This is a genomic window from Olsenella massiliensis (genome assembly GCF_001457795.1).
GTDB lineage: Bacteria > Actinomycetota > Coriobacteriia > Coriobacteriales > Atopobiaceae > Olsenella_F > Olsenella_F massiliensis.
In genome coordinates, this window is the sequence record NZ_LN898211.1 from 153491 (window position 1) to 172391 (window position 18901).

Annotated in this window: 18 protein-coding genes; 15 read left to right on the forward strand and 3 right to left on the reverse strand. The window is 61.7% G+C overall.

The genetic code is table 11. From position 1 onward, the window contains the following. Positions 1 to 162: 162 nt before the first annotated feature. The 8 genes from BN3001_RS04755 to BN3001_RS08720 all read left to right on the forward strand — a co-directional run bounded on the left by BN3001_RS04755 (position 163) and on the right by BN3001_RS08720 (position 7205). Positions 163 to 654 (forward strand): hypothetical protein, encoded by a 492-nt coding sequence (locus BN3001_RS04755; RefSeq protein ID WP_058270669.1) that lies wholly within the window; start codon positions 163 to 165, stop codon positions 652 to 654. A 149-nt stretch (positions 655 to 803) separates the two neighbouring features. Continuing rightward, positions 804 to 1550, forward strand: a complete 747-nt coding sequence (locus tag BN3001_RS04760; protein WP_058270670.1) for a DeoR/GlpR family DNA-binding transcription regulator — start codon at positions 804 to 806, stop codon at positions 1548 to 1550. Then, on the forward strand, positions 1547 to 2431 hold the full coding sequence (locus tag BN3001_RS04765) for a tetratricopeptide repeat protein (protein WP_058270671.1): 885 nt from the start codon (positions 1547 to 1549) through the stop codon (positions 2429 to 2431). The genes BN3001_RS04760 and BN3001_RS04765 overlap by 4 nt, the downstream gene beginning before the upstream one ends. After that, positions 2431 to 3354, forward strand: coding sequence for a DUF4037 domain-containing protein (locus BN3001_RS04770; protein WP_058270672.1), 924 nt, complete (start codon positions 2431 to 2433; stop codon positions 3352 to 3354). Before BN3001_RS04765 ends, BN3001_RS04770 begins: the two co-directional genes overlap by 1 nt. A gap of 372 nt (positions 3355 to 3726) precedes the next feature. After that, positions 3727 to 4716: a PTS sugar transporter subunit IIB gene (locus BN3001_RS04775; RefSeq protein ID WP_058270673.1), complete on the forward strand. Its 990-nt coding sequence runs from the start codon at positions 3727 to 3729 to the stop codon at positions 4714 to 4716. A 30-nt stretch (positions 4717 to 4746) separates the two neighbouring features. After that, on the forward strand, positions 4747 to 5547 hold the full coding sequence (locus tag BN3001_RS04780) for a PTS mannose/fructose/sorbose transporter subunit IIC (protein ID WP_058270674.1): 801 nt from the start codon (positions 4747 to 4749) through the stop codon (positions 5545 to 5547). Between the two features lie 15 nt (positions 5548 to 5562). Continuing rightward, positions 5563 to 6549 carry a PTS system mannose/fructose/sorbose family transporter subunit IID gene (locus BN3001_RS04785; protein WP_058270675.1) on the forward strand — a complete coding sequence of 329 codons (987 nt, stop codon included), beginning with the start codon at positions 5563 to 5565 and terminating at the stop codon, positions 6547 to 6549. Between the two features lie 323 nt (positions 6550 to 6872). Then, complete coding sequence (locus BN3001_RS08720; protein WP_058270676.1) at positions 6873 to 7205, forward strand: DUF956 family protein; 333 nt, start codon at positions 6873 to 6875, stop codon at positions 7203 to 7205. Positions 7206 to 7634: 429 nt separating this feature from the next. Here BN3001_RS08720 and BN3001_RS04795 read toward each other — a convergent pair whose 3' ends face one another. Then, a complete protein-coding gene (locus tag BN3001_RS04795) occupies positions 7635 to 8543 on the reverse strand; it encodes a glycyl-radical enzyme activating protein (protein WP_058270677.1) in 909 nt (302 codons plus the stop codon). A 12-nt stretch (positions 8544 to 8555) separates the two neighbouring features. Beyond that, positions 8556 to 9266 (reverse strand): DUF4125 family protein, encoded by a 711-nt coding sequence (locus tag BN3001_RS04800; RefSeq protein ID WP_058270678.1) that lies wholly within the window; start codon positions 9264 to 9266, stop codon positions 8556 to 8558. A gap of 345 nt (positions 9267 to 9611) precedes the next feature. On the opposite strand from BN3001_RS04800, the gene BN3001_RS04805 reads away from it, so the two are divergent. Both BN3001_RS04805 and BN3001_RS04810 read left to right on the forward strand, forming a co-directional pair. After that, a complete protein-coding gene (locus BN3001_RS04805; protein ID WP_058270679.1) occupies positions 9612 to 12026 on the forward strand; it encodes a glycyl radical protein in 2415 nt (804 codons plus the stop codon). A 50-nt stretch (positions 12027 to 12076) separates the two neighbouring features. Further along, positions 12077 to 12748, forward strand: coding sequence for a transaldolase family protein (locus BN3001_RS04810; protein ID WP_058270680.1), 672 nt, complete (start codon positions 12077 to 12079; stop codon positions 12746 to 12748). Positions 12749 to 12923: 175 nt separating this feature from the next. Here BN3001_RS04810 and BN3001_RS04815 read toward each other — a convergent pair whose 3' ends face one another. After that, positions 12924 to 13799, reverse strand: a complete 876-nt coding sequence (locus BN3001_RS04815) for a MurR/RpiR family transcriptional regulator (protein WP_058270681.1) — start codon at positions 13797 to 13799, stop codon at positions 12924 to 12926. Between the two features lie 262 nt (positions 13800 to 14061). Here BN3001_RS04815 and gndA point away from each other — a divergent pair, with 262 nt between their 5' ends. The 5 genes from gndA to BN3001_RS04835 all read left to right on the forward strand — a co-directional run bounded on the left by gndA (position 14062) and on the right by BN3001_RS04835 (position 18832). Beyond that, positions 14062 to 15492 carry an NADP-dependent phosphogluconate dehydrogenase gene (gndA, locus tag BN3001_RS04820; RefSeq protein WP_058270682.1) on the forward strand — a complete coding sequence of 477 codons (1431 nt, stop codon included), beginning with the start codon at positions 14062 to 14064 and terminating at the stop codon, positions 15490 to 15492. A 90-nt stretch (positions 15493 to 15582) separates the two neighbouring features. Next, a complete protein-coding gene (locus BN3001_RS08165) occupies positions 15583 to 16026 on the forward strand; it encodes a PTS sugar transporter subunit IIA (protein WP_082629989.1) in 444 nt (147 codons plus the stop codon). A 52-nt stretch (positions 16027 to 16078) separates the two neighbouring features. Continuing rightward, positions 16079 to 16381 carry a PTS sugar transporter subunit IIB gene (locus BN3001_RS04825; RefSeq protein ID WP_058270683.1) on the forward strand — a complete coding sequence of 101 codons (303 nt, stop codon included), beginning with the start codon at positions 16079 to 16081 and terminating at the stop codon, positions 16379 to 16381. A 47-nt stretch (positions 16382 to 16428) separates the two neighbouring features. After that, positions 16429 to 17733 (forward strand): PTS ascorbate transporter subunit IIC, encoded by a 1305-nt coding sequence (locus BN3001_RS04830; RefSeq protein ID WP_058270684.1) that lies wholly within the window; start codon positions 16429 to 16431, stop codon positions 17731 to 17733. Between the two features lie 130 nt (positions 17734 to 17863). Then, on the forward strand, positions 17864 to 18832 hold the full coding sequence (locus BN3001_RS04835) for a phosphotriesterase family protein (protein ID WP_058270685.1): 969 nt from the start codon (positions 17864 to 17866) through the stop codon (positions 18830 to 18832). The last annotated feature ends 69 nt before the right edge of the window (positions 18833 to 18901 follow it).

Sequence of the window (18901 nt, forward strand, 5' to 3'; positions counted from 1 at the left end):
CAGTCGACGCGAGCGGGTGGCAGGCGTTGGCGCGGCCAGGGGGGGCCCGGCGGCCAGGGGGCCAGGGAGCCCGGCGGCCAGGGAGCCCGGCGGCCAGGGAGGCTGGTGGCTGGGTCGCCTTCGCCCCTTTCACAATCGTCCGCAGGACAGAAAGGCGCAGTCATGCACACGAGCGAGAGTGACCTCACGCGACGCGAGGAGGCGACCACGGCAACAACGGCGGCAGGCGCGACCGACGCGACCGACGCGACCGATGCGACCAAAGCGGCCGATGCTCAGCCGACGCCCGTCACGGTCCCCGGAGGCTTTGCGCCCGGCGCGCGCCACGTGGTCACGGGGAAGCGGGTCTCGCCCGAGCGCAGGGAGGCCCTCATCCGCGAGGCGGACGTGCAGACGCGCGCCATCATGAACCTGGAGGTGTGGAAGCGCATCGCCTACTCCCTGCTGGCCGTGGGGGCGCTGCTCGCCTACTGGAACATCTATCAGGGCGGTCCCGCCTGGGCGCTCATCGTGGGGATAGGCACGTTCGTCCTTTCGGCCTTGGCCTCGGTCATGCTGTACATGGTGGTGGAGCGAGGCAAGGCCAACGTCAGGACCATGATGACGGCGGCGGGCGTGAGCCTGGAGAGGCCATCTGGCACAAAGAAGAAGTGACAGGGCAGACCCCCGCGGGGCAGGCTTTTCTCCCTTGCTCGCACGTTTCTATTACGTTCGCCATTACGTACGAAATTATCACGTAAAAGGCGCTACGGAAAGCGCTACAGTAGCTTCGTGAGAAACGTTGCGCGTCGAGCGGAGGGTGCATGTCCAGGCGGGACAACCAGATACTCGAGATGCTCACCAAGGACAAGCGGCTCGAGGTCACGGCCCTTGCCGAACGTCTTGGCGTCTCGAACGTCACCATGCGAAAGGACCTCGACGCCCTTCAGGCCCTGGGCCTCGTGAAGCGCGAACATGGCTTCGCGCTCCTTTCCAACCCCAACGACCTTGGTGGGCGTCTCGCGTACCACTACGAGGAAAAGCGCCGGATAGCACGAAAGGCCGCGGAGCTCGTTCCCGACGGGTCAACGGTCATGATCGAGAGCGGAAGCTGCTGCGCGCTTCTTGCCCGCGAGCTTGCCGACACCAGGCAGGGCGTGACCATCATCACCAACTGCGCCTTCATCGCGAGCTACATCCGCGACAGCGGCTCGGTCGAGACGACGCTGCTCGGTGGCGTGGTGCAGCGCGACTCGCAGGTCATGGTGGGTCCGCTCGTGCGGCTGTGCGCACGCGAGTTTCTCGTCGACTACCTGTTCGTGGGCGTGGACGGCTGGTCGCCCGAGGTGGGCTTCACCAACGGCGACCACATGAGGGCCGATGCCGTGCGCGGCATGGCAACGTCGGTGAGCAAGGTCGTGGTGCTCACGGAGTCGGAGAAGTTCGGTCAGCACGGTTCGAGCCCGCTGCGCCTGACGGGGCATGACGTGCTGCTGTACACGGACGCGGGCATATCCGATGCATATCGCTCCGCCCTCGAGGGCGCCGGCGTGAGGGTGTCGACGGCATGACGGGCGCGGCAGGGACGGAGCAAGGCTTCTACGAGCGGCTCGACGCCCTGTACGCCGCAGGCGACCTCATGGCGGTCGAATCCTTCCTGCGAGATGAGGCAAAGCGCCCCCTGGGGGCGGGCGAGTCCCCCCTCGACCGCGTGCCGGCGCTGAATCAGCTCGCCTGCCACCTGAGGAACGCAAGCCGCCTGGGAGAGGCGCTTCCCGTGTTCGACAGGACGCTGCAGGTCCTGCGCGAGGAAGGTATGGGCGGCACGCCGCAGTATGCCATCGTCCTGCTCAACCGCGCGGGTCTTGACCGGCTCCGGGGCGCCCGCACGGAGGCCATCGAGGCATTTCAGGAGGCCGCTACGATATTGGCCGATGCCGGCGACTCCTATGCCTATGAGCATGTGGGGGCGCTCAACAATCTCTCGCTCGCGCTTCATGACGACGGGCAGGTCTTCCGGGCGCTCGATGTCGCCAGACAGGCCATGGGGCGCATTGCCCAGCTCCCGGGCCATGATGCCGAGCTTGCCACGTCGCAGGGCAACGTGGCGCATCTGCTGCTCGCGGCCGGGGACGCTCCCGCCGCCCTCGAGCTGGCTCGGGCGTCAGCACAATGGTACGAGGGACAGGGCGACCTGGGGACGCACTATGCCTCGGCGCTCGAGGCTCAGGGACGGGCCCTGCGCGCCTTGGGCGAGCGTGCGTCGGCGCTGGCATGTCTTGAGCGCGCCCGGGACGCGCTGCTGCGCTGTGCGGGACGGACGTTGGATTACGCCGCCGTGATGGGAGAGATGGCGGCGCTTCTCGAGGACCTGGGACGTGACGGCGAGGCTGACGCCGCCCGGGCCGAGCGCGACGCGGTCATGAGCAACGTGCGAGAGGGCCTCTCATAATGGGGGCCCTGGATGACGTGCGCGCCTATGTCGAGCGAGTTGCGGCGCCGGCCCTTGCGGCCGCAGCGCCCGACCTGTGGCCTCGCGTCGCCTGCGGCCTGGTGGGCAACGGGTCGGAATGCCTGGGCCTTGACGACGGCCTCTCGCGCGACCACGACTGGGGGATTGACTTCTACCTCTGGGTCCTCGACGAGGATGCCGACCAGGTCCCTCGCCTTGAGCGCCTCAAAGCCAAGCTGATGCTCGAGCATCCTCCCGCGCATGTGCGGGCCACGTCCGAGTTTGGGGTGGGGCCGCGCGTCATGACGGTGTCCGCCTTCTACACGGAGCTCATTGGTCGCGCCGACGTTCCTGTGGGCTGGAGGTCGTGGCGCGCCATTCCCGAGGAGAACCTCCTGCTGGCCACCAACGGTGCGGTGTTCGTTGACGGTCCGGGGGTCTTCTCGGCCGTGCGCGCGGGGCTCTTGGGCTACTACCCGCGCGATCTCTGGCTCAAGCGCATGGCGGCGCGATGCATGGCGCTCGCCCAGACGGGCCAGTACAACCTCGCACGCATGGAGGCGCGCGGCGACGTCGTGGCGGTCAACCAGACCCTGGCGCGCTTCATCGACGAGGCGGAGCAGCTGACGTTCCTGCTCAATCGCGCCTATCGGCCCTACTACAAGTGGGCCTGGCGGATGCTGTGCGAGCTGCCGGTGCTGGGGTCCCAGGTGGGGGAGCTGCTGCGGCGCCTGGTGGGGGCGGCTGGCGACCGGGAGGGTCGGCAGTGCCTGGCGGACGAGGTCTGTGCGCTGCTTCTGGGCGAATTGCGACGCCAGGGGCTGGTGACGACCGGAGATTGGTTCCTGGCGACGGCGGGCGTGGAGCTCCAGGGGCTCATAGAGGACCCGGTGCTGCGGGCGGTGCCTCCCCAGTACGACTGACGGGCGTGCCTGCGCCGCTCGGTGCCGCGCCGGCGACGGGCTTTGCGGCGCGCGGCGGGTCGTGTCGCACGTCTGCGGACGTAGGCATAGGACGTGCCATCATGCCGTTCAAGGACGATTTCCCACCGCCCGCCGGCCATGGGACATATCGTCATCCGTTGATTCTCAGGTGTATCACCACGTTTGGGCTGCAATTTGCCGTTCTTAAGATAATTCCTAGCGAAATCTATAGACTTTATGAACGAAACATTTTAGGATTACGAAGGCATGAACTGACGACAAGCGCCGCGGCAGTCGTCACAACATGCGCACACACGCTTCATGCACGGTTCACGCATCGCTTCTTCTCACAGAATGGAATGGAGGTCAGCAGTGGTAGGAATCGTTCTCGCCAGTCATGGTGGGCTCGCGGAGGGCGTCCTGTCGTCCGGGGCCATGATCTTTGGCTCCCAAGATGACGTCGCGACTGTCTCTCTCACCCCCGACATGGGGCCCGACGACTTCAAGGCCAAGCTCGTCGAGGCCGTCTCGACCCTGTCCGACCAGGAGCACGTGCTGTTCCTTGTCGATCTTAAGGGCGGCACTCCCTACAACCAGACCGTGACGCTCTTTGGGGAGGGCGAGCATGACGACTGGGTCGCGGTCACGGGCCTCAGCCTTCCCATGCTGCTCTCGGCCTATGAGTCGCGCGTCGAGGCGCAGACTGCCGCAGAGGTGGCACGTGGCGTCTACCAAGGCGCCAAGGTGAGCGTCAACGTCGTGCCCGAGAGCCTCACTCCCGAGGCGGTCGTCACTGCCGCGCCGGCGACCAGGGCGGGCAAGTCCAAGTTGACGCTGGCGCCCGGCACGGTCCTGGGCGACGGAAAGATCAAGACGGCGCTGGTCCGCATTGACTCGCGCCTGCTGCACGGCCAGGTCGCGACCGCGTGGGCCAAGCAGGTCTCGCCCACGCGCATCGTGGTCGTGTCCGACGGCGTCGCGCGCGACCCCATGCGCAAGACCCTCATCACCGAGGCGGCGCCTCCGGGCGTGCGCGCCAACGTCATTCCCGTCTCCAAGCTCGTCGAGATCTGGGAGGACCCACGCTTTGGCAGCACCAATGCCCTCTTCCTGTTTGAGAACCCCGAGGACGTGGTGCGTGCGATGGACGGAGGCGTGGACTTCAAGGAGGTCAACTTTGGCTCCATGGCCCACTCTGCCGGCAAGGTGCTGCTCAACGACACCCTCTCCGTCGGCCCCGACGACGTCAAGGCCGTCCGGACCCTGCACGAGCGCGGCCTCAAGCTCTTTGCCCAGAAGGTCCCCACGGACAAGCCGCAGGACGTCTGGGGGCTCGTGGTCAAGGCCGGTCTGAACAAGTAGGTCCTCTTCAATCGATAGGGAAGGAACCACATGAACGTCGTATCCATCATCTTCGTGCTCGTCGTCGCGTTCTTGGCCGGCCTCGAGGGCGTCCTGGACGAGTGGCAGTTTCACCAGCCCATCGTCGCCTGCACGCTCATCGGCATCGTCACGGGTCACCCCATGGAGGGCGTCCTGTTGGGCGGAACCCTGCAGATGGTCGCCCTCGGCTGGATGAACATCGGCGCCGCCGTCGCGCCTGACGCCGCGCTGGCCTCCGTCGCCTCGGCCATCCTCGTCTGCATGAAGGGCGCCTCCGTCGCGGATGGCGTCGCCTCCGCCATGGCCCTCGCCGTCGCCGGGCTGGTCCTCACGATTTTCATCCGCACCATCACCGTCGGCATCATCCATCTGGCGGACGCGGCCGCCGACCAGGGCAACCTCGCGCGCGTCAACCGGCTTCACCTCTCCGCCCTGGCGCTGCAGGGCCTGCGCATCCTCATCCCCGCCGCCTTCGTCATCGCCGTTCCCGCCGAGGCCGTCCAGGCCGCCCTTGAGGTCATTCCCGTCTGGATCTCGGGCGGGCTCGCCGCTGCCGGCGGGTTCATCGTCGTCGTCGGCTATGCCATGGTCATCAACATGATGGCGACCAAGGAGCTCTGGCCGTTCTTCTTCATTGGCTTCGTGCTGTCGGTCCTCTCGGGCATCACGCTCATCGGCATGGGCATTCTGGGCGTGTGCCTGGCGTTCATCTACATCAACCTCAAGCCCGAGTTCAACGGCGGGGGAGGCTCCTCGCGGGGTGACTCCGTGGACGACCAGCTCGACATGATCATGAACGACTACGAGTAACAAGGGAGCAGAGACATGACAGACAACGCAGCTGTGTCCCCGACCCGCCTGAGCGAGGCCACCCGTCGCAAGGTGTGGTGGAAGAGCCAGTTCCTTCAGGGTTCCATGAACTACGAGCGCATGCAGGCGCTGGGCTGGTGCTACGGCATGGGTCCCGCCCTCAAGGAGCTCTATCCCGACAAGGATGACCTGGCCCAGGCCCTCAAGCGCCACCTTGAGTTCTTTAACACCCAGCCCTTCCTGGCCAGCCCGATCTTTGGCGTCGAGATGACGCTTGAGGAGGAGCGCGCCGCCGGCGTCGAGGTCGATGACGCCGCCATCCAGGGCGTGAAGATCGGCATGATGGGCCCGCTTGCCGGCGTGGGTGACCCCATCTTCTGGGGCACGATTCGACCCGTCCTCGGCGCCTTCTGCGCGTCGCTGGCCCTCTCGGGTTCCATAGCCGGTGCCTTCGTGTTCTTCATCGTGTGGAACCTCGTCAGGCTTGCCTTCATGTGGTACACGCAGGAGTTTGGCTACAAGCAGGGCATGAACATCACCAAGGACCTCTCTGGCGGCTTCCTCAAGAAGATCACCATGGGTGCCTCCATCCTGGGCATGTTCATCATGGGCGTCCTCATACCGCGTTGGACCTCCATGCCCATGTCCAAGGTCGTCTTCTCCAAGGCGGCCCTCAGCAACGCGGCCGACACCTTCCCGGGCATCGCAGGCCTTGCCGACGCCATCAACGGCGGCACGGTCAACGCCGAGAGCCTGACCCAGGGCGTGAGGTCGGTGGGCACCCTTGCCAGCACCGACACGGTGAGCATGATTGACGGCGTCGCGCAGGTGGTGCGCACCACGACGCTGCAATCCGTGCTTGACCAGCTGCTTCCCGCCCTGCTGCCGCTGGGCCTCACCTTCCTGTGCATCCGCCTGCTCAAGAAGGGCGTGAGCCCCATCACGATCATCTTCGCGCTGTTTGCGGTGGGCATCCTGGGTGCGCTCGTCGGCATCTTCTGAGTTTTCTAGGCGTCTGGAAGCTGGGCGCCTGATGGTGGGGCGTCTGATGGTTTGGCGTGACGAGGCCCCGGCACCTCTGGGTGCTGGGGCCCTCTCATATGCGACTACGAGGCCAAAGGGAGCGTTTCATGACTGACATGCTTGACGCGCTTGGCATTGTCAAAAAGGCCGTCAGAGGTGTTTTTCATGCGGGAGCGGATGCCGACGGGCAAGGTCACGTATGCCAGGGTCGTGCGCGCACAAACCCTGTGTGCGCGGATCCCGTGTGCGCTGGCCACGTGAGCGCTGGCCCCGAAGGCAAAGATTCTGCGCGTCAGGAACCAATGCTGGCCAACCGCGAGGTAGAGCTGGGTGTCAAGGCAAACTGCTTCCTGAGTCGCCTTGCCCCCAAGCCGGGAACGATCATGCTGGGCGACGGGGGCATAGACTTCATCGCGGCGTCGGGGCGAGGGTTCGTCGCGATTCCCTGGCCAAGCATTCAGAAGGTACGCGCTGACGTCTACGGCAGGCACGTCCGAGGCATCGAGGTGGTCACCACCGATGGGCGTGCGATACCGTTCGTTTTGTCGCGGGGTCATGAGGTTCTGCGCGTCATCCATGCTCACCTGGGGCGAACACGGATTGTCTCGATGCGCCATAACGTGGTGTCGCGTTAGGCCTCGCCCTCACGTTTGTGGCGGCTCAGGGTCCAACTTTGGGTTCGGATCCGAATCACGGTATGTCCCCGCGGGCGCCTCTGTACGTTACGGATCAAGACGGTGGGAGCCGACATCCAGAGATATGTCCCCGCGAGTGCCTCTGTACGGCATAATGCATACTTTGAGAATCAGTATGCTTTGCTACCTAAGAGGGTGCGCCCAAAAATCGCACTACTCGGCCTTTTTGACCCTTTTGAGGCCATTTTGCCCGAGTAATGCGATTTATTGCGGGGCATGTGAAGTATCAGCTGCATAATCCATGCGCGTTTGTGCGCGCCAGGTGCTCCCGCACGGGTCAAGCCTTTGCCGGAGCGCCTGCCAGGCGCGCCCGCGCATCCCAAACCCGTCTGAGCGGTCGTCACGTCCAGGCCGCCGGTGGCGTCAATCCTAGAAGAACGCCTCGACGCCCTCGTCACGATAGGCCGCCGCGTAGTCAGATAGGTCCTCGGGCTTTAGCGCGGTGACGCCATGCAAGGGATAGTCGCGCTCGAGCAGCCGGTACTTGTTCTCGCCGTAGTTGTGGAACGGGAGCAGCTGAACGCGTGAAAGCCCCAGCTCGCGCAGGGTGCGCGCCATCAGACGGGCGTCCTCGGTCCTGTCGTTGAAGCCGGGGATGACGGGCGTGCGCACCAGAACGTCCTTGCCCATCTCCACGGCCGCGCGGATGTTTGCGTGGATGAGCCCTATGCCACCGCCCGTGCCGCGCCGATGGGCCGCGTCATCCCCGTGCTTCATGTCGATCAGCATGTGGTCCAGGTGCTCGGCGACTGCGACGAACGTCTCCGTCGGCACGTATGCCTCCGTCTCGATGCAGGTGTCAACACCTTCCTCGTGCAGGCGACTCAACAGCTCGATGTCAAATTCGGGCCACAGCATCGCCTCGCCGCCCGACAGCGTCACGCCGCCGCCGGACTCCTCGTAGAACGGCTTGTCCTGCAGGCAGAACTCAAGAACCTCATCGACGGTCTTGGTCTCACCCGCGATGGAGAGCGCCTTGCCCGGGCACTCCTCCACGGCCTTCTCGGCGGCGGGCGTCGTCGCGTCCGCGTGACGCACGTCAACGTGGGCCTTGCCGCCGACGACGGACGTCCCTGCATGGGGCAGCAGCTCGATGCAGTGACCGCAGCCTATGCAGGCGCCTTCCTTCCATTCGAGCTGGGGCTCACGTCGCTGGCTCTCGGGGTTGGAGCACCAGAAGCAACGCAGCGGGCATCCCTTGAGGAACACCACCGTGCGGATTCCCGGCCCGTCGTTGAGGCTGAACTTCTGCATGTTGAACACCGTCGCATGCTGCATGGCGGCCCTCCCTCATTCGGCGCAGTCCGGACAGGCCTCGTTGCCGCCCAGGGTCTGGACCTGGCGCCGCGCCTCCTCCTCGGCCTCGTCGAGGCTCGAGAACCCCTGGTAGCGCAGGGTGTTTTGAAATGCCTCACGGGTCATGGAGCGCCCCTGTGCCGCCAGCTCGCGCTGGTGGCGGGCCAGCGCCTCGAGCGTGCGCTCGGAGTAGGTCATCAGCTCGCCTCTCGTGTACGTCTCGAACGAGGTGTCAACGGAGGAGTCTCCCGCGCTCGTGGCGGGACGGATGAAGACGCTGAGATAGGGATAGCTCTCGGCGAGCTCGTCGGTGTCGCGCACCATCGCACACGTCAGCTCGTCCACAAGCTGAGACGCGCGCGGGGAGGGCGTCGGCGCCACCTGACCCAGACGCTCGTAGTTCTCGGGCTCGGTGGCGCGCATCATGTGCAGGTACTTCTCGGTGACGAGGTTGCGCCCCTCCTGCTCGGCGGCGCGCAGGTCGTTAAGGTAGCTCTCCAGGGCCTCGGCTGACCAGCTCTCAAACTGGGCGCGCCGCATCTGGTCAAAGGTCCGTGGTCGCTCCTGGCACGCCACCTTTTCGTGACCCTCGTTGACGGTGGAGAACATCGCCCACTCACGCTCGATGAGCTCGTCCATGAGCGCATCGCCGCCTTGCGAGGACCGACCGCCCTCGGTGGTTTCGTGTCCGACGATCGTGTCCATTGCCAACCCCCTGTCGACGTCGTGCGAGCGAGGAACAGCCTGAGACCTCGCGCACATGTTTTTGAGCTTATGAACGAAACAAAATCCTCTTTCAAGGGTATCTACAGAGTACCCCATCGGGACCCCTGCGCGACGCGTGTGTCAGGAGCATATGTATGTTCTGTACGTACGCGCCGGTTCAGGGACGCTCGTTGACAGTGCCCCGGCACCGGCGTACAATATATTACGAACGAAATAAGTATAACTTATTTACGAAGTAACGGTACGGTTCACAGCTCACGACATACGAACGTCTCACGTCATCGCCCAGCTCATACGTCCAGCTTGTCAGCAAGGGAGAGAAACATGGAGAACAAGGAGCACTTTGGGTCGCTGACCCCGGTCATGCAAGCCTTCCGCGACGAGGTCCTCAACGAGAAGCCCTTTGTTGACGCGGAGCGCGCCGTGCTGTGCACGGAGTCCTACCGCCAGACGCTCAACCAGCCGCCCGTCATGCGCCGCGCCCTCTCGCTCGCGCACATTCTCGACAACATGACCATCTACATCGAGGACAAGACCCAGATCGCCGGCAACCAGGCCACCAAGAACAGCAACGCGCCCGTGTTTCCCGAGTACACGCTGGGCTTCATCCTTGACGAGCTCGACACGTTCGAGAAGCGCGACGGTGACGTGTTCTACATGACCGAAAAGGACAAGCAGCGCATTCGCGACATCGCCCCCTTCTGGGAGAACAACAACCTTCGCGCTCGCGGCATGGAGCTTCTGCCCGACGAGGTCTCCGTCTTCATGGAGACGGGCGTCTTTGGCATGGAGGGAAAGCTCAACGCCGGCGACGCCCACCTTGCCGTCAACCATGACCGCCTGCTCCGCGAGGGCCTGCGCGGCTTTGAGGAGCGCGCCCGCGCCGCGAAGGCCGCCCTTGACCTCACCGATCCCGCGTCCGTGGACAAGTACGCGTTCTACAAGGCCGTCCTCGTCGTGATCGACGCCTCCCGCCGCTTCGCGCTGCGCTATGCCAAGCTCGCCGCCGAGCTCGCGGCCACCTGCGACGACCCCACGCGCAAGGCGGAGCTCGAGCGCATGAGCTCCATCTGCTCCAAGGTTCCCTACGAACCCGCGAGCTCCTTCCGCGAGGCCATCCAGTCCGTATGGTTCTCGCAGGTGCTCCTTCAGATCGAGTCCAACGGGCACTCCGTCTCGTTTGGCCGCTTTGACCAGTACCTCTATCCCTATTACATGGCCGACCTCGCCAACGGCGAGATCACCCGCGACGAGGCGCTCGAGCTTCTCACCAACCTGTGGATCAAGACGCTCACGATCCAGAAGATTCGCAGCCAGGCGCACACGCTCTCGTCGGCCGGCTCGCCCATGTACCAGAACGTCACCATCGGCGGTCAGACCACCGACGGCCATGACGCCGTCAACGAGCTCTCGTTCCTCGTGCTGCAGTCCGTCGCGCAGACCCGCCTCACCCAGCCCAACCTCACCGTCCGTTACCACGCGAACATCGACAAGAAGTTCTTTGACGAGTGCGTCGAGGTCATGAGGCTCGGCTTTGGCATGCCCTCCATGAACAACGACGAGGTCATCATCCCCTCGTTCATCAACTGGGGCGTCGCCAAGGAGGATGCGTATAACTACTCCGCCATCGGCTGCGTCGAGACGGCCGTGCCGGGCAAGTGGGGGTATCGCTGCACGGGCATGAGCTACCTCAACTTCCCGCGCCTGCTCCTGTGCGCCATGAACGGCGGCATCGACCTCACGAGCGGCAGGCGCTTCACCCAGGACTACGGCACCTTCACGCAGATGGGGAGCTACGAGGAGCTCGTGGCGGCCTGGGACAAGACCATCCGCGAGATGACGCGCTACTCCGTGATCGTGGAGAACGCCATCGACAAGGCCTCCGAGCGCGAGGTTCCCGACGTGCTCTGCTCCACGCTCGTCGATGACTGCATCGCGCGCGGCAAGACCATCAAGGAGGGCGGCGCGGTCTACGACTTCATCAGCGGCCTTCAGGTGGGCATCGCCAACATGGCCGACTCTCTCGCCGCCATCAAGAAGCTCGTGTTCGAGGAGAAGAGGATCACGCAGCAGCAGCTCTGGGACGCCATCCTCGACAACTTTGAGAGCCCGGAGAGCCGGCGCGTCCAGCAGCTGCTCATCGACGGCGCCCCCAAGTACGGCAACGACGACGACTACGTGGACAACCTGGTCGTCGAGGCCTACGACTCCTACATCGACGAGATCAAGAAGTACCCCAACACGCGTCACGACCGCGGGCCCATCGGCGGCATCCGCTACTCCGGCACGAGCTCCATCAGCGCCAACGTGGGGCAGGGCATGGGCACCATGGCGACGCCCGACGGTCGGAAGGCCCACGAGCCCCTCGCCGAGGGCTCGAGTCCGGCGCACAACTGCGACAAGCAGGGTCCCACGGCCGTGTTCAAGTCGGTGTCCAAGCTGCGCACCGAGAAGCTCACGGGCGGATCGCTGTTGAACCAGAAGGTCACGCCCATGATGCTCGAGCGCGAGGAGAACCGCCAGAAGCTCGAGATGATGCTCAGGACCTTCTTCAACCGCCTGCACGGGTACCACGTCCAGTTTAACGTGGTCTCCCGCGACACCCTCCTGGACGCCCAGGCGCACCCCGAGGCCCACAAGGACCTCGTCGTCCGCGTCGCCGGCTACAGCGCCTTCTTCAACGTGCTGTCCAAGATGACTCAGGACGACATCATCGGTCGTACGGAGCAAACCCTGTAGACTGGTGGGTAGCAGACACGACCGGCGGGAGCCAGAGGAAAGGCGGCATCATGGAGTTCTTCATCGACAGCGCGGACATTGAGGCCATCAAGGAGCTGAACGCGTTTCTTCCTATTGACGGCGTGACCACCAACCCGACGATCATCACCAAGTCGGGCAGGCAGCCCGAGGAGGTCCTTGAGGAGCTCACGGAGGTGCTCAGCGAGGACCAGAAGATCTTTGCCCAGGTCATTGCCACGGACTATGAGGGCATCCTCGCGGAGGCGCGCGAGATCGCCTCGCTGCGCGGCGGCAAGAACGTCCTGGTGAAGATTCCCGTCTCGCGCGAGGGCCTCAAGGCCATCCCGGCGGTCAAGGCGGAGGGGATCGGCGTCTTGGCCACGGGCATCTACTCGGCCGACCAGGCCTTCTGGGCCGCCAAGGCCGGCGCGGACTACCTGGCGCCCTACGTCAACCGCATGTGCAACTACGGCGACGGCGTCGGCCAGGTTGTCGAGCTCGTTGACACGCTGGCTCTCTACGGCCTGGACGCCAAGGTCTGCGCCGCGTCCTTCAAGAACGTTGACCAGGTGCATCAGCTCCTGGCGGCCGGCACCCCTGCCGTCACGGTGGCCCCCGACGTGATCAGGGCCATGGTCGACCATCCGGGTACCGCCATCGCCGTGGACGAGTTCACGGCCAACTGGCAGAAGGCCTACGGTCGCGCGACCCTGAGGGCATAGCCAAGGCCCAGGGAGGAGACCCGTTCGCACCGACGCCCGCCCGTTGCCGGGCAGGGGAGAAGGGGCTGCGAACGGTCGCGCGAATCCCCGGCGCCGCATAGACGATCGCAAGAGGGGAGGGTGCCACGACGGCGCCCTCCCCTTGCATGCGGCGTCCACGTGACACGTCGCGGCGCTACGCCACGGGCCGTCCGGTGTCGTCCAGCTTGGTCGTGGCGATGGCGCGGCGCATCTTGTGCAAGGTCTCGGAGACGTTGGGCACATGAAACATGACGGCCGTATAGAGGGTGTCCACCAGGGCAAGCTGCGAGATCCGGCTCGACAGCGACTCGGAGCGATAGCCCGTCTCGTCGGAGACGGATACGAGCACGACGTCCGCGTATGCCTGCAGGTGCTCGGACGGGTAGCTGGTGATGACGATGGTGCGCACGCCGGCCTTCTTGACGATGCCCGCCAGGCGGACCATCTCCTTGGTGAGGCCCGTGTGGCTGATGACGATCGCGCAGTCCTCGGGCCCCAGGAGGGACGCCTGCATCAGCTGCAGGTGATAGTCCTGGGCAAATACGGTCTGCAGGGGGGAGCGCAGGAACTTCTGATAGGAGTCGTACGCCACGGCGTTGGAGCCCCCGCACCCATGGAACGAGACACGCTTGGACGACAGCAGTATCTGCACGGCCTTGTCGAGCGCATCCTGCTGCTGGAGTCGCAGGGTATCCTCAAGTGACTTGATGCTCGATTGGAAGACCGCCTGCGCGACCGAGGAGATGTCGTCCCTCTCGCTGATGTTCTCATGCACCGACACCTGCGGGTCAAAGGCGTCTGCCAGAAGGTCGTCCCTAAAGTCCCTGAACCCCTGATAGCCCAGGTGCTTGGCAAACTTGAAGATGGTGGAATCCGCGACGCCAAGCTCGTCAGACATCTCGCTGATGGTCATGCGCGACGCTCGCACGGGGTCGGAGAGGATGAGCTGGGCTATTGACTGCTCCTTGCGGGTGAACGTGGAGGAGGAGGTCTTTATCTTGAGCAACACCGCCGTCGGGCTCGTGGACATATGGACTCCCTCTTCTCGTGCCGCCTGGACCTGTGGGAGACCCCACGCAGGCATAGGTAGATAGGTAAATGGTACGACCAGATGCGCGCCTGGGGGACGTCGCACCTCAGGCCATAGAAAAAGTAACAAAAAAATTTTTGCTAAAACACTAGAAAAAAGAAAAATGTTAGCTAAAATGTATGCATACCATCCACAGTTCGTGTGGACATTGTGTTCAAACAGCCTGAGCACGTGAGGCCAGGAAGCCAAGAAGGGAAGGGCGATGGGCAACTACGTTGGCGTCATCGGCATGGGGGTCATGGGTCAGAGCCTTGCCCTCAACATTGCGAACCATGGCTACGCGGTTTCCGTGTACAACCGCCATGGGCAGGTCACCAAGGACTTCATGGACACGCGCGCAAAGGGGCATGACAACATCACCGCCGCCTATGAGCTCAAGGACTTTGTGGCGTCGCTGGACGCGCCCCGCAAGGTGATTCTCATGGTCAAGGCCGGTCCCGTGGTGGATGCGGTCACCGACAGCCTTCTGCCGTATCTCGAGAAGGGCGACATCGTCATCGATGCGGGCAACTCCTACTTTGAGGACACCAAGCGTCGCATGGAGCACTACGAGGAGCTTGGCGTCAACTTCTTTGGCATGGGCGTCTCGGGAGGCGAGAAGGGCGCCCTCCTGGGGCCCTCCATCATGCCGAGCGGCGACCGCGACCTCTACGACCGGCACCTGCGCACGCTTCTCACGGACATATCGGCCCACACCGAGGACGGCAGTCCCTGTTGCGACTACATTGGCCCGGAGGGTTCGGGCCAGTACGTGAAGATGGTGCACAACGGCATAGAGTACGGTGACATCCAGATCATCGACGAGGCCTACTTCATCATGAAGCATATGCTGGGCATGACCAACGCCCAGATGGCCGACACCTTTGAGGAGTGGAACAACGGTCGCCTTGACTCCTTCCTCGTGGAGATCACCTACAAGATCCTGCGCGAGAAGGACCCGGAGACTGGCGATGACCTCATAGACCACATCCTGGACGAGGCGGGCCAAAAGGGCACGGGCATGTGGACTGCCATCGAGGGCCTCAAGATGTACCTGGCCATACCCACCATGGCCGAGGCCGTCTTTGCCCGCAACCTCTCTGCCGTCAAGGGCGAGCGCGTCATTGCTGCCGGACATTTTCCTGAGCGTCCCCACTGTGACGTCCAGGACAAGCGGGGTTTGCTCGAGAACCTTGAGCAGGCGGTCTATGCCAGCAAGATCATGTCATACGCGCAGGGCTTCCAGCTGCTTGCGAAGGCGTCCGACGAATATGGGTGGGACCTCAAGCTGGGCGACATTGCCCTGCTTTGGCGCGAGGGCTGCATCATTCGCGCCAAGTTCCTGGGACGCATCAAGGCGGCCTATGACGACAGTCAGGGCAAGGTCCAGAACCTCATGCTCACCGACGAGTTCATGGAGGAGATCAGGGTGGCCGTCGCCGGTTGGCGTCGCGTGGTGGCAAAGGCCATCGAGGCCGGTCTCTACGTGCCCACCATCGCCAACTCGCTGCTGTACTTTGACGGCTACACGAGCGAGAAGCTCCCGGCCAACCTCTGCCAGGCCCAGCGAGACTGGTTTGGGGCGCACACCTTCCGTCGTGACGACCAGCCCCATGACCTCTCGTTCCATCACCCGTGGGAGGAGCTTGGCTAGACGAGGGGCATTCCAAAAGGTGAGGAAACCGACTGTATGTCATTTCCATCGTCTTATTGCAAATGAGCTAGCGACTAATAGGGAGGGTGAATGCTCGAGAAATGGCTTAATCAACGTGCGATAAAGCTGAATCTATCAGTACCTGACTATGCAAGCGCAATCCGAGCAGGTGGAAAGCTTCTGGTAGATGATGATATTGCCTCCGATGCGTACGTTGATGCCATGATTAACGCAGTGTCGGAACTCGGTCCATACATGGTCGTTGCCCCAGGCATCGCCATAGCGCATGCTCGACCAGAAGCTGGGGCCAAAGGCATTGGCTTTAGTCTAGTTACGTTACAGGATCCTGTGGATTTCGGAAATCCGGAGAACGACCCTGTCTGGTTGCTCATCTGTCTGTGCGCGACAGATTCAACGTCTCATCTTGAGGCGCTGCAAAGGTTGGTTGCCTTCCTTATGGACGACAAGGCTCTCGATTCCATCCGTCATGCAAGGCATGTCGATGACGTTATCCAAATAGTCCAGGCGTATTAGGCATCTCCGGCGGATGAGATGCAGATTGGTCTTCAAGTTGAAAGGAGAAAAGATGAAAAGGCGGTATAGCATCACGGCACTGTGTGGGATGGGACTTGGTACGAGCAGCATTGCGCGAATGGCCATCATGGACTATCTGAAAAAGCGTGACATTGATGCCTCCGTGACCGTTGCTGACATCGGCAGCGTCAAAGGCATTAATAGCGATGTGATTCTGACCACGAAAAGCATGGGAAGCCATATTCCGAGCGATATTGCGGAAAAGTCCGCGGTTCTCTTGGTCACTAACTTGATCAAGAGAGATGAAATCGAAGCCAAGCTTGATGAGTTCTTCTCCACGCAGAACGCCGATTAGACACATCCAGTCCCCTGTAGTGCGGTCCTCTAAAAAGGCAGGAAAAAATGGAAGTCCTTTCAAATATTGGTAACTTCATTATTTTTCAGGTGCTCGACCAGGCCCCAATCTTCTTGGGTCTCATCACGCTCGTCGGTATGCTCTTGCAGAAATCAAAGGGTTCAGAAGTATTCGATGCCGTAATAAAGACCATTGTCGGCATGCTCGTTCTGAGCGCTGGCGCTGAGCTGATCTCCGGAACCATAACCCCGGTCATGCAGCTGCTCAACGACGCTGTGGGAGTCAATGGCGTAATGCCCATGAACGAGGCGGCGTTTGGCGTTGCAATGGCCTCGCTTGCGGAGAGCGCCGTATCCATCTTTGTGATCGGGTTTTTGATTCACCTTGCCCTGGTATACATCATTCCAAGCAAGGGGCTAAAGAACGTGTACCTAACCGCTCACATGATGCTGTATCTGTCCATCTTTCTCGATTTGACCGTTGGGGAAACTCTTGGCCTCAGCGGCGCGCCCCTGATCATCACTTGTGCGGCGCTGGCAGCCTTGTACTGGACGTTTACTCCGGCGATCCCTCGCTATCTTGGAAAGAAGTACTTTGGTGAGGACTTCACGCTTGGGCATGCGCAGCAGTTTGGCACCCTCGTCGGCGCGCTTTGCGGCAAGCTTTTTAAAAGCCGTGCCGAAGATGAGGATGCTGACAATATCGTGCTGCCTGGAGGGTTGTATCTTTTCCAGGACGTCACCCTCGCACTTTCTCTCATTATGCCAATCCTGTTTGTGATCATCGGCTTGGTTGTTGGGGAGGGCCAGGTGGCGACCCTTTCTGGTAGCCAGAACTGGATTATTTTCCTGTTGATGGAGGGGCTCAAGTTCGCCGCTGGCGTGGCAGTCATGCTGTATGGCGTGCGCATGTTCCTGAACTCGATCATCCCGGCGTTCAAGGGCATCTCCGAGAAGCTCATCCCAAATTCTATTCCCGCACTCGATTGCCCTGTTCTCTATCCGTACAGCCCATCTGGCGCCATGTTCGGATTCCTGGGTTCCATTCCTGCCGGCATTATTGTTTGCCTGCTCACCGTCGCCCTGGGCTCCTCCGTTGTCGTGTTCCCCAGCCCGATCATCCTGTTCTTTGACGGATGCACGGTAGGCGTGTTCGGCAATAAGTACGGTGGATGGAAGGGAGCCCTTCTCGGTGGGTTTGTCTCAAGCCTCATCGCCCACCTTGCCATTATCCCCCTCTACCCGATGATGGGCGTGCTGTTTGGTTCTGGGCTGATGTTCAGCAACATTGACTATGCAGTTCTCTGGCTTCCCATTCTGCTTCTCTTCAAGCTTGTGCGTGGGCTGCTGTAGTTTTTGATAAGAGAATCTACAGTATGTAACAAAAAATGTAGCCTTTAGTAAACGCTAGGGGCTACATTGCCATCACGCCTCTGGTACATGGCAGGATGGCTCGTACCTGCTGATGAATGGACACACGTATATGAAATACATTGAAACGGTACTCGGAAAGGTACCCGCCACAGACTTCGGGATGACTGACTCCCATGATCATTTGATTCGAAAAGGTGGAGTTGAGGTCATCGTAAATGGCAAGAACTTTGATATGCCTGACGAAGAGAAGGCGGCGGAGGAGTTAAGGCTATTCAAAAGCGTTAGCGGTAGCGCCCTTGTCGAGATGACTCCTATTGGAAGCGGAAGGTCAATCGAGAGCCTTAGGTCACTGAGCTCTTCAAGCGGCGTTCATATCGTTTCAACTACCGGCTTTCATAAATCAGAGTACTATGACAAGTCCCACTTCCTTTGGAAATATGACGAGCAGACATTATCTGACCTCTTGATTGCCGACGTGGAAGAGGGAATAGATATCTATGATTACGCCGGGCCAGTCGTCAGACGTTCTGAGGGCCGAGCTGGAGTGATTAAGGCGGCCTGTAGCCTGCAGAGCATTACGCGCATTGAACACAAGGAGCTTAGATCAGCCGCCATGGCATCAAAGGCAACGGGCGCCCCTGTCTCGCTGCATCTTGAGAAGGGGACGATGGGCCTGGAGGCAGTTGACATTCTATTGGATAATGGAGTAATTCCAAACAATATCATTCTCTGCCACATAGATAGGAATCCTGACTATTACTACCACTGTAAGTTAGCCGAAAAGGGCGTCTATCTTGCCTATGACGGCGCTGCAAGGGTTAAGTATTACACGGACGAGGTCATCATTAACCTTTACAAGAAAATGATAGCGGCCGGGTTTGAGGATCAGCTGCTTATTGGGGCAGACCTTGGGGGGAAGTCGTACTTTCGCTCTTATGAGGGTGGCCCTGGCCTTGGCTATAACTTTGGCTACTTTGTGCCCCGCATGATGGAGAGCGGAGTCGATAGCCACGTTGTCGAGAAGATAACGACGTTGAATGCACGAGAAGCATTTTGTAATAAAAAATATCAAATATAAGTTGAAGAAAAGTAAGATATCGCACTTTTTTCTAGTTACTATTCATTTTGTTGAACTGTAAAGGATACG

Excerpts from the sequence above, each read along its gene's own strand:
- BN3001_RS04755 (WP_058270669.1), top strand. The coding sequence starts at position 163 with ATGCACACGAGCGAGAGTGACCTCACGCGACGCGAGGAGGCGACCACG.
- BN3001_RS04760 (WP_058270670.1), top strand. The coding sequence starts at position 804 with ATGTCCAGGCGGGACAACCAGATACTCGAGATGCTCACCAAGGACAAG.
- BN3001_RS04765 (WP_058270671.1), top strand. The coding sequence starts at position 1,547 with ATGACGGGCGCGGCAGGGACGGAGCAAGGCTTCTACGAGCGGCTCGAC.
- BN3001_RS04770 (WP_058270672.1), top strand. The coding sequence starts at position 2,431 with ATGGGGGCCCTGGATGACGTGCGCGCCTATGTCGAGCGAGTTGCGGCG.
- BN3001_RS04780 (WP_058270674.1), top strand. The coding sequence starts at position 4,747 with ATGAACGTCGTATCCATCATCTTCGTGCTCGTCGTCGCGTTCTTGGCC.
- BN3001_RS04785 (WP_058270675.1), top strand. The coding sequence starts at position 5,563 with ATGACAGACAACGCAGCTGTGTCCCCGACCCGCCTGAGCGAGGCCACC.
- BN3001_RS08720 (WP_058270676.1), top strand. The coding sequence starts at position 6,873 with ATGCTGGCCAACCGCGAGGTAGAGCTGGGTGTCAAGGCAAACTGCTTC.
- BN3001_RS04795 (WP_058270677.1), bottom strand. The coding sequence starts at position 8,543 with ATGCAGCATGCGACGGTGTTCAACATGCAGAAGTTCAGCCTCAACGAC.
- BN3001_RS04800 (WP_058270678.1), bottom strand. The coding sequence starts at position 9,266 with ATGGACACGATCGTCGGACACGAAACCACCGAGGGCGGTCGGTCCTCG.
- BN3001_RS04805 (WP_058270679.1), top strand. The coding sequence starts at position 9,612 with ATGGAGAACAAGGAGCACTTTGGGTCGCTGACCCCGGTCATGCAAGCC.
- BN3001_RS04810 (WP_058270680.1), top strand. The coding sequence starts at position 12,077 with ATGGAGTTCTTCATCGACAGCGCGGACATTGAGGCCATCAAGGAGCTG.
- BN3001_RS04815 (WP_058270681.1), bottom strand. The coding sequence starts at position 13,799 with ATGTCCACGAGCCCGACGGCGGTGTTGCTCAAGATAAAGACCTCCTCC.
- gndA (WP_058270682.1), top strand. The coding sequence starts at position 14,062 with ATGGGCAACTACGTTGGCGTCATCGGCATGGGGGTCATGGGTCAGAGC.
- BN3001_RS08165 (WP_082629989.1), top strand. The coding sequence starts at position 15,583 with ATGCTCGAGAAATGGCTTAATCAACGTGCGATAAAGCTGAATCTATCA.
- BN3001_RS04825 (WP_058270683.1), top strand. The coding sequence starts at position 16,079 with ATGAAAAGGCGGTATAGCATCACGGCACTGTGTGGGATGGGACTTGGT.
- BN3001_RS04830 (WP_058270684.1), top strand. The coding sequence starts at position 16,429 with ATGGAAGTCCTTTCAAATATTGGTAACTTCATTATTTTTCAGGTGCTC.
- BN3001_RS04835 (WP_058270685.1), top strand. The coding sequence starts at position 17,864 with ATGAAATACATTGAAACGGTACTCGGAAAGGTACCCGCCACAGACTTC.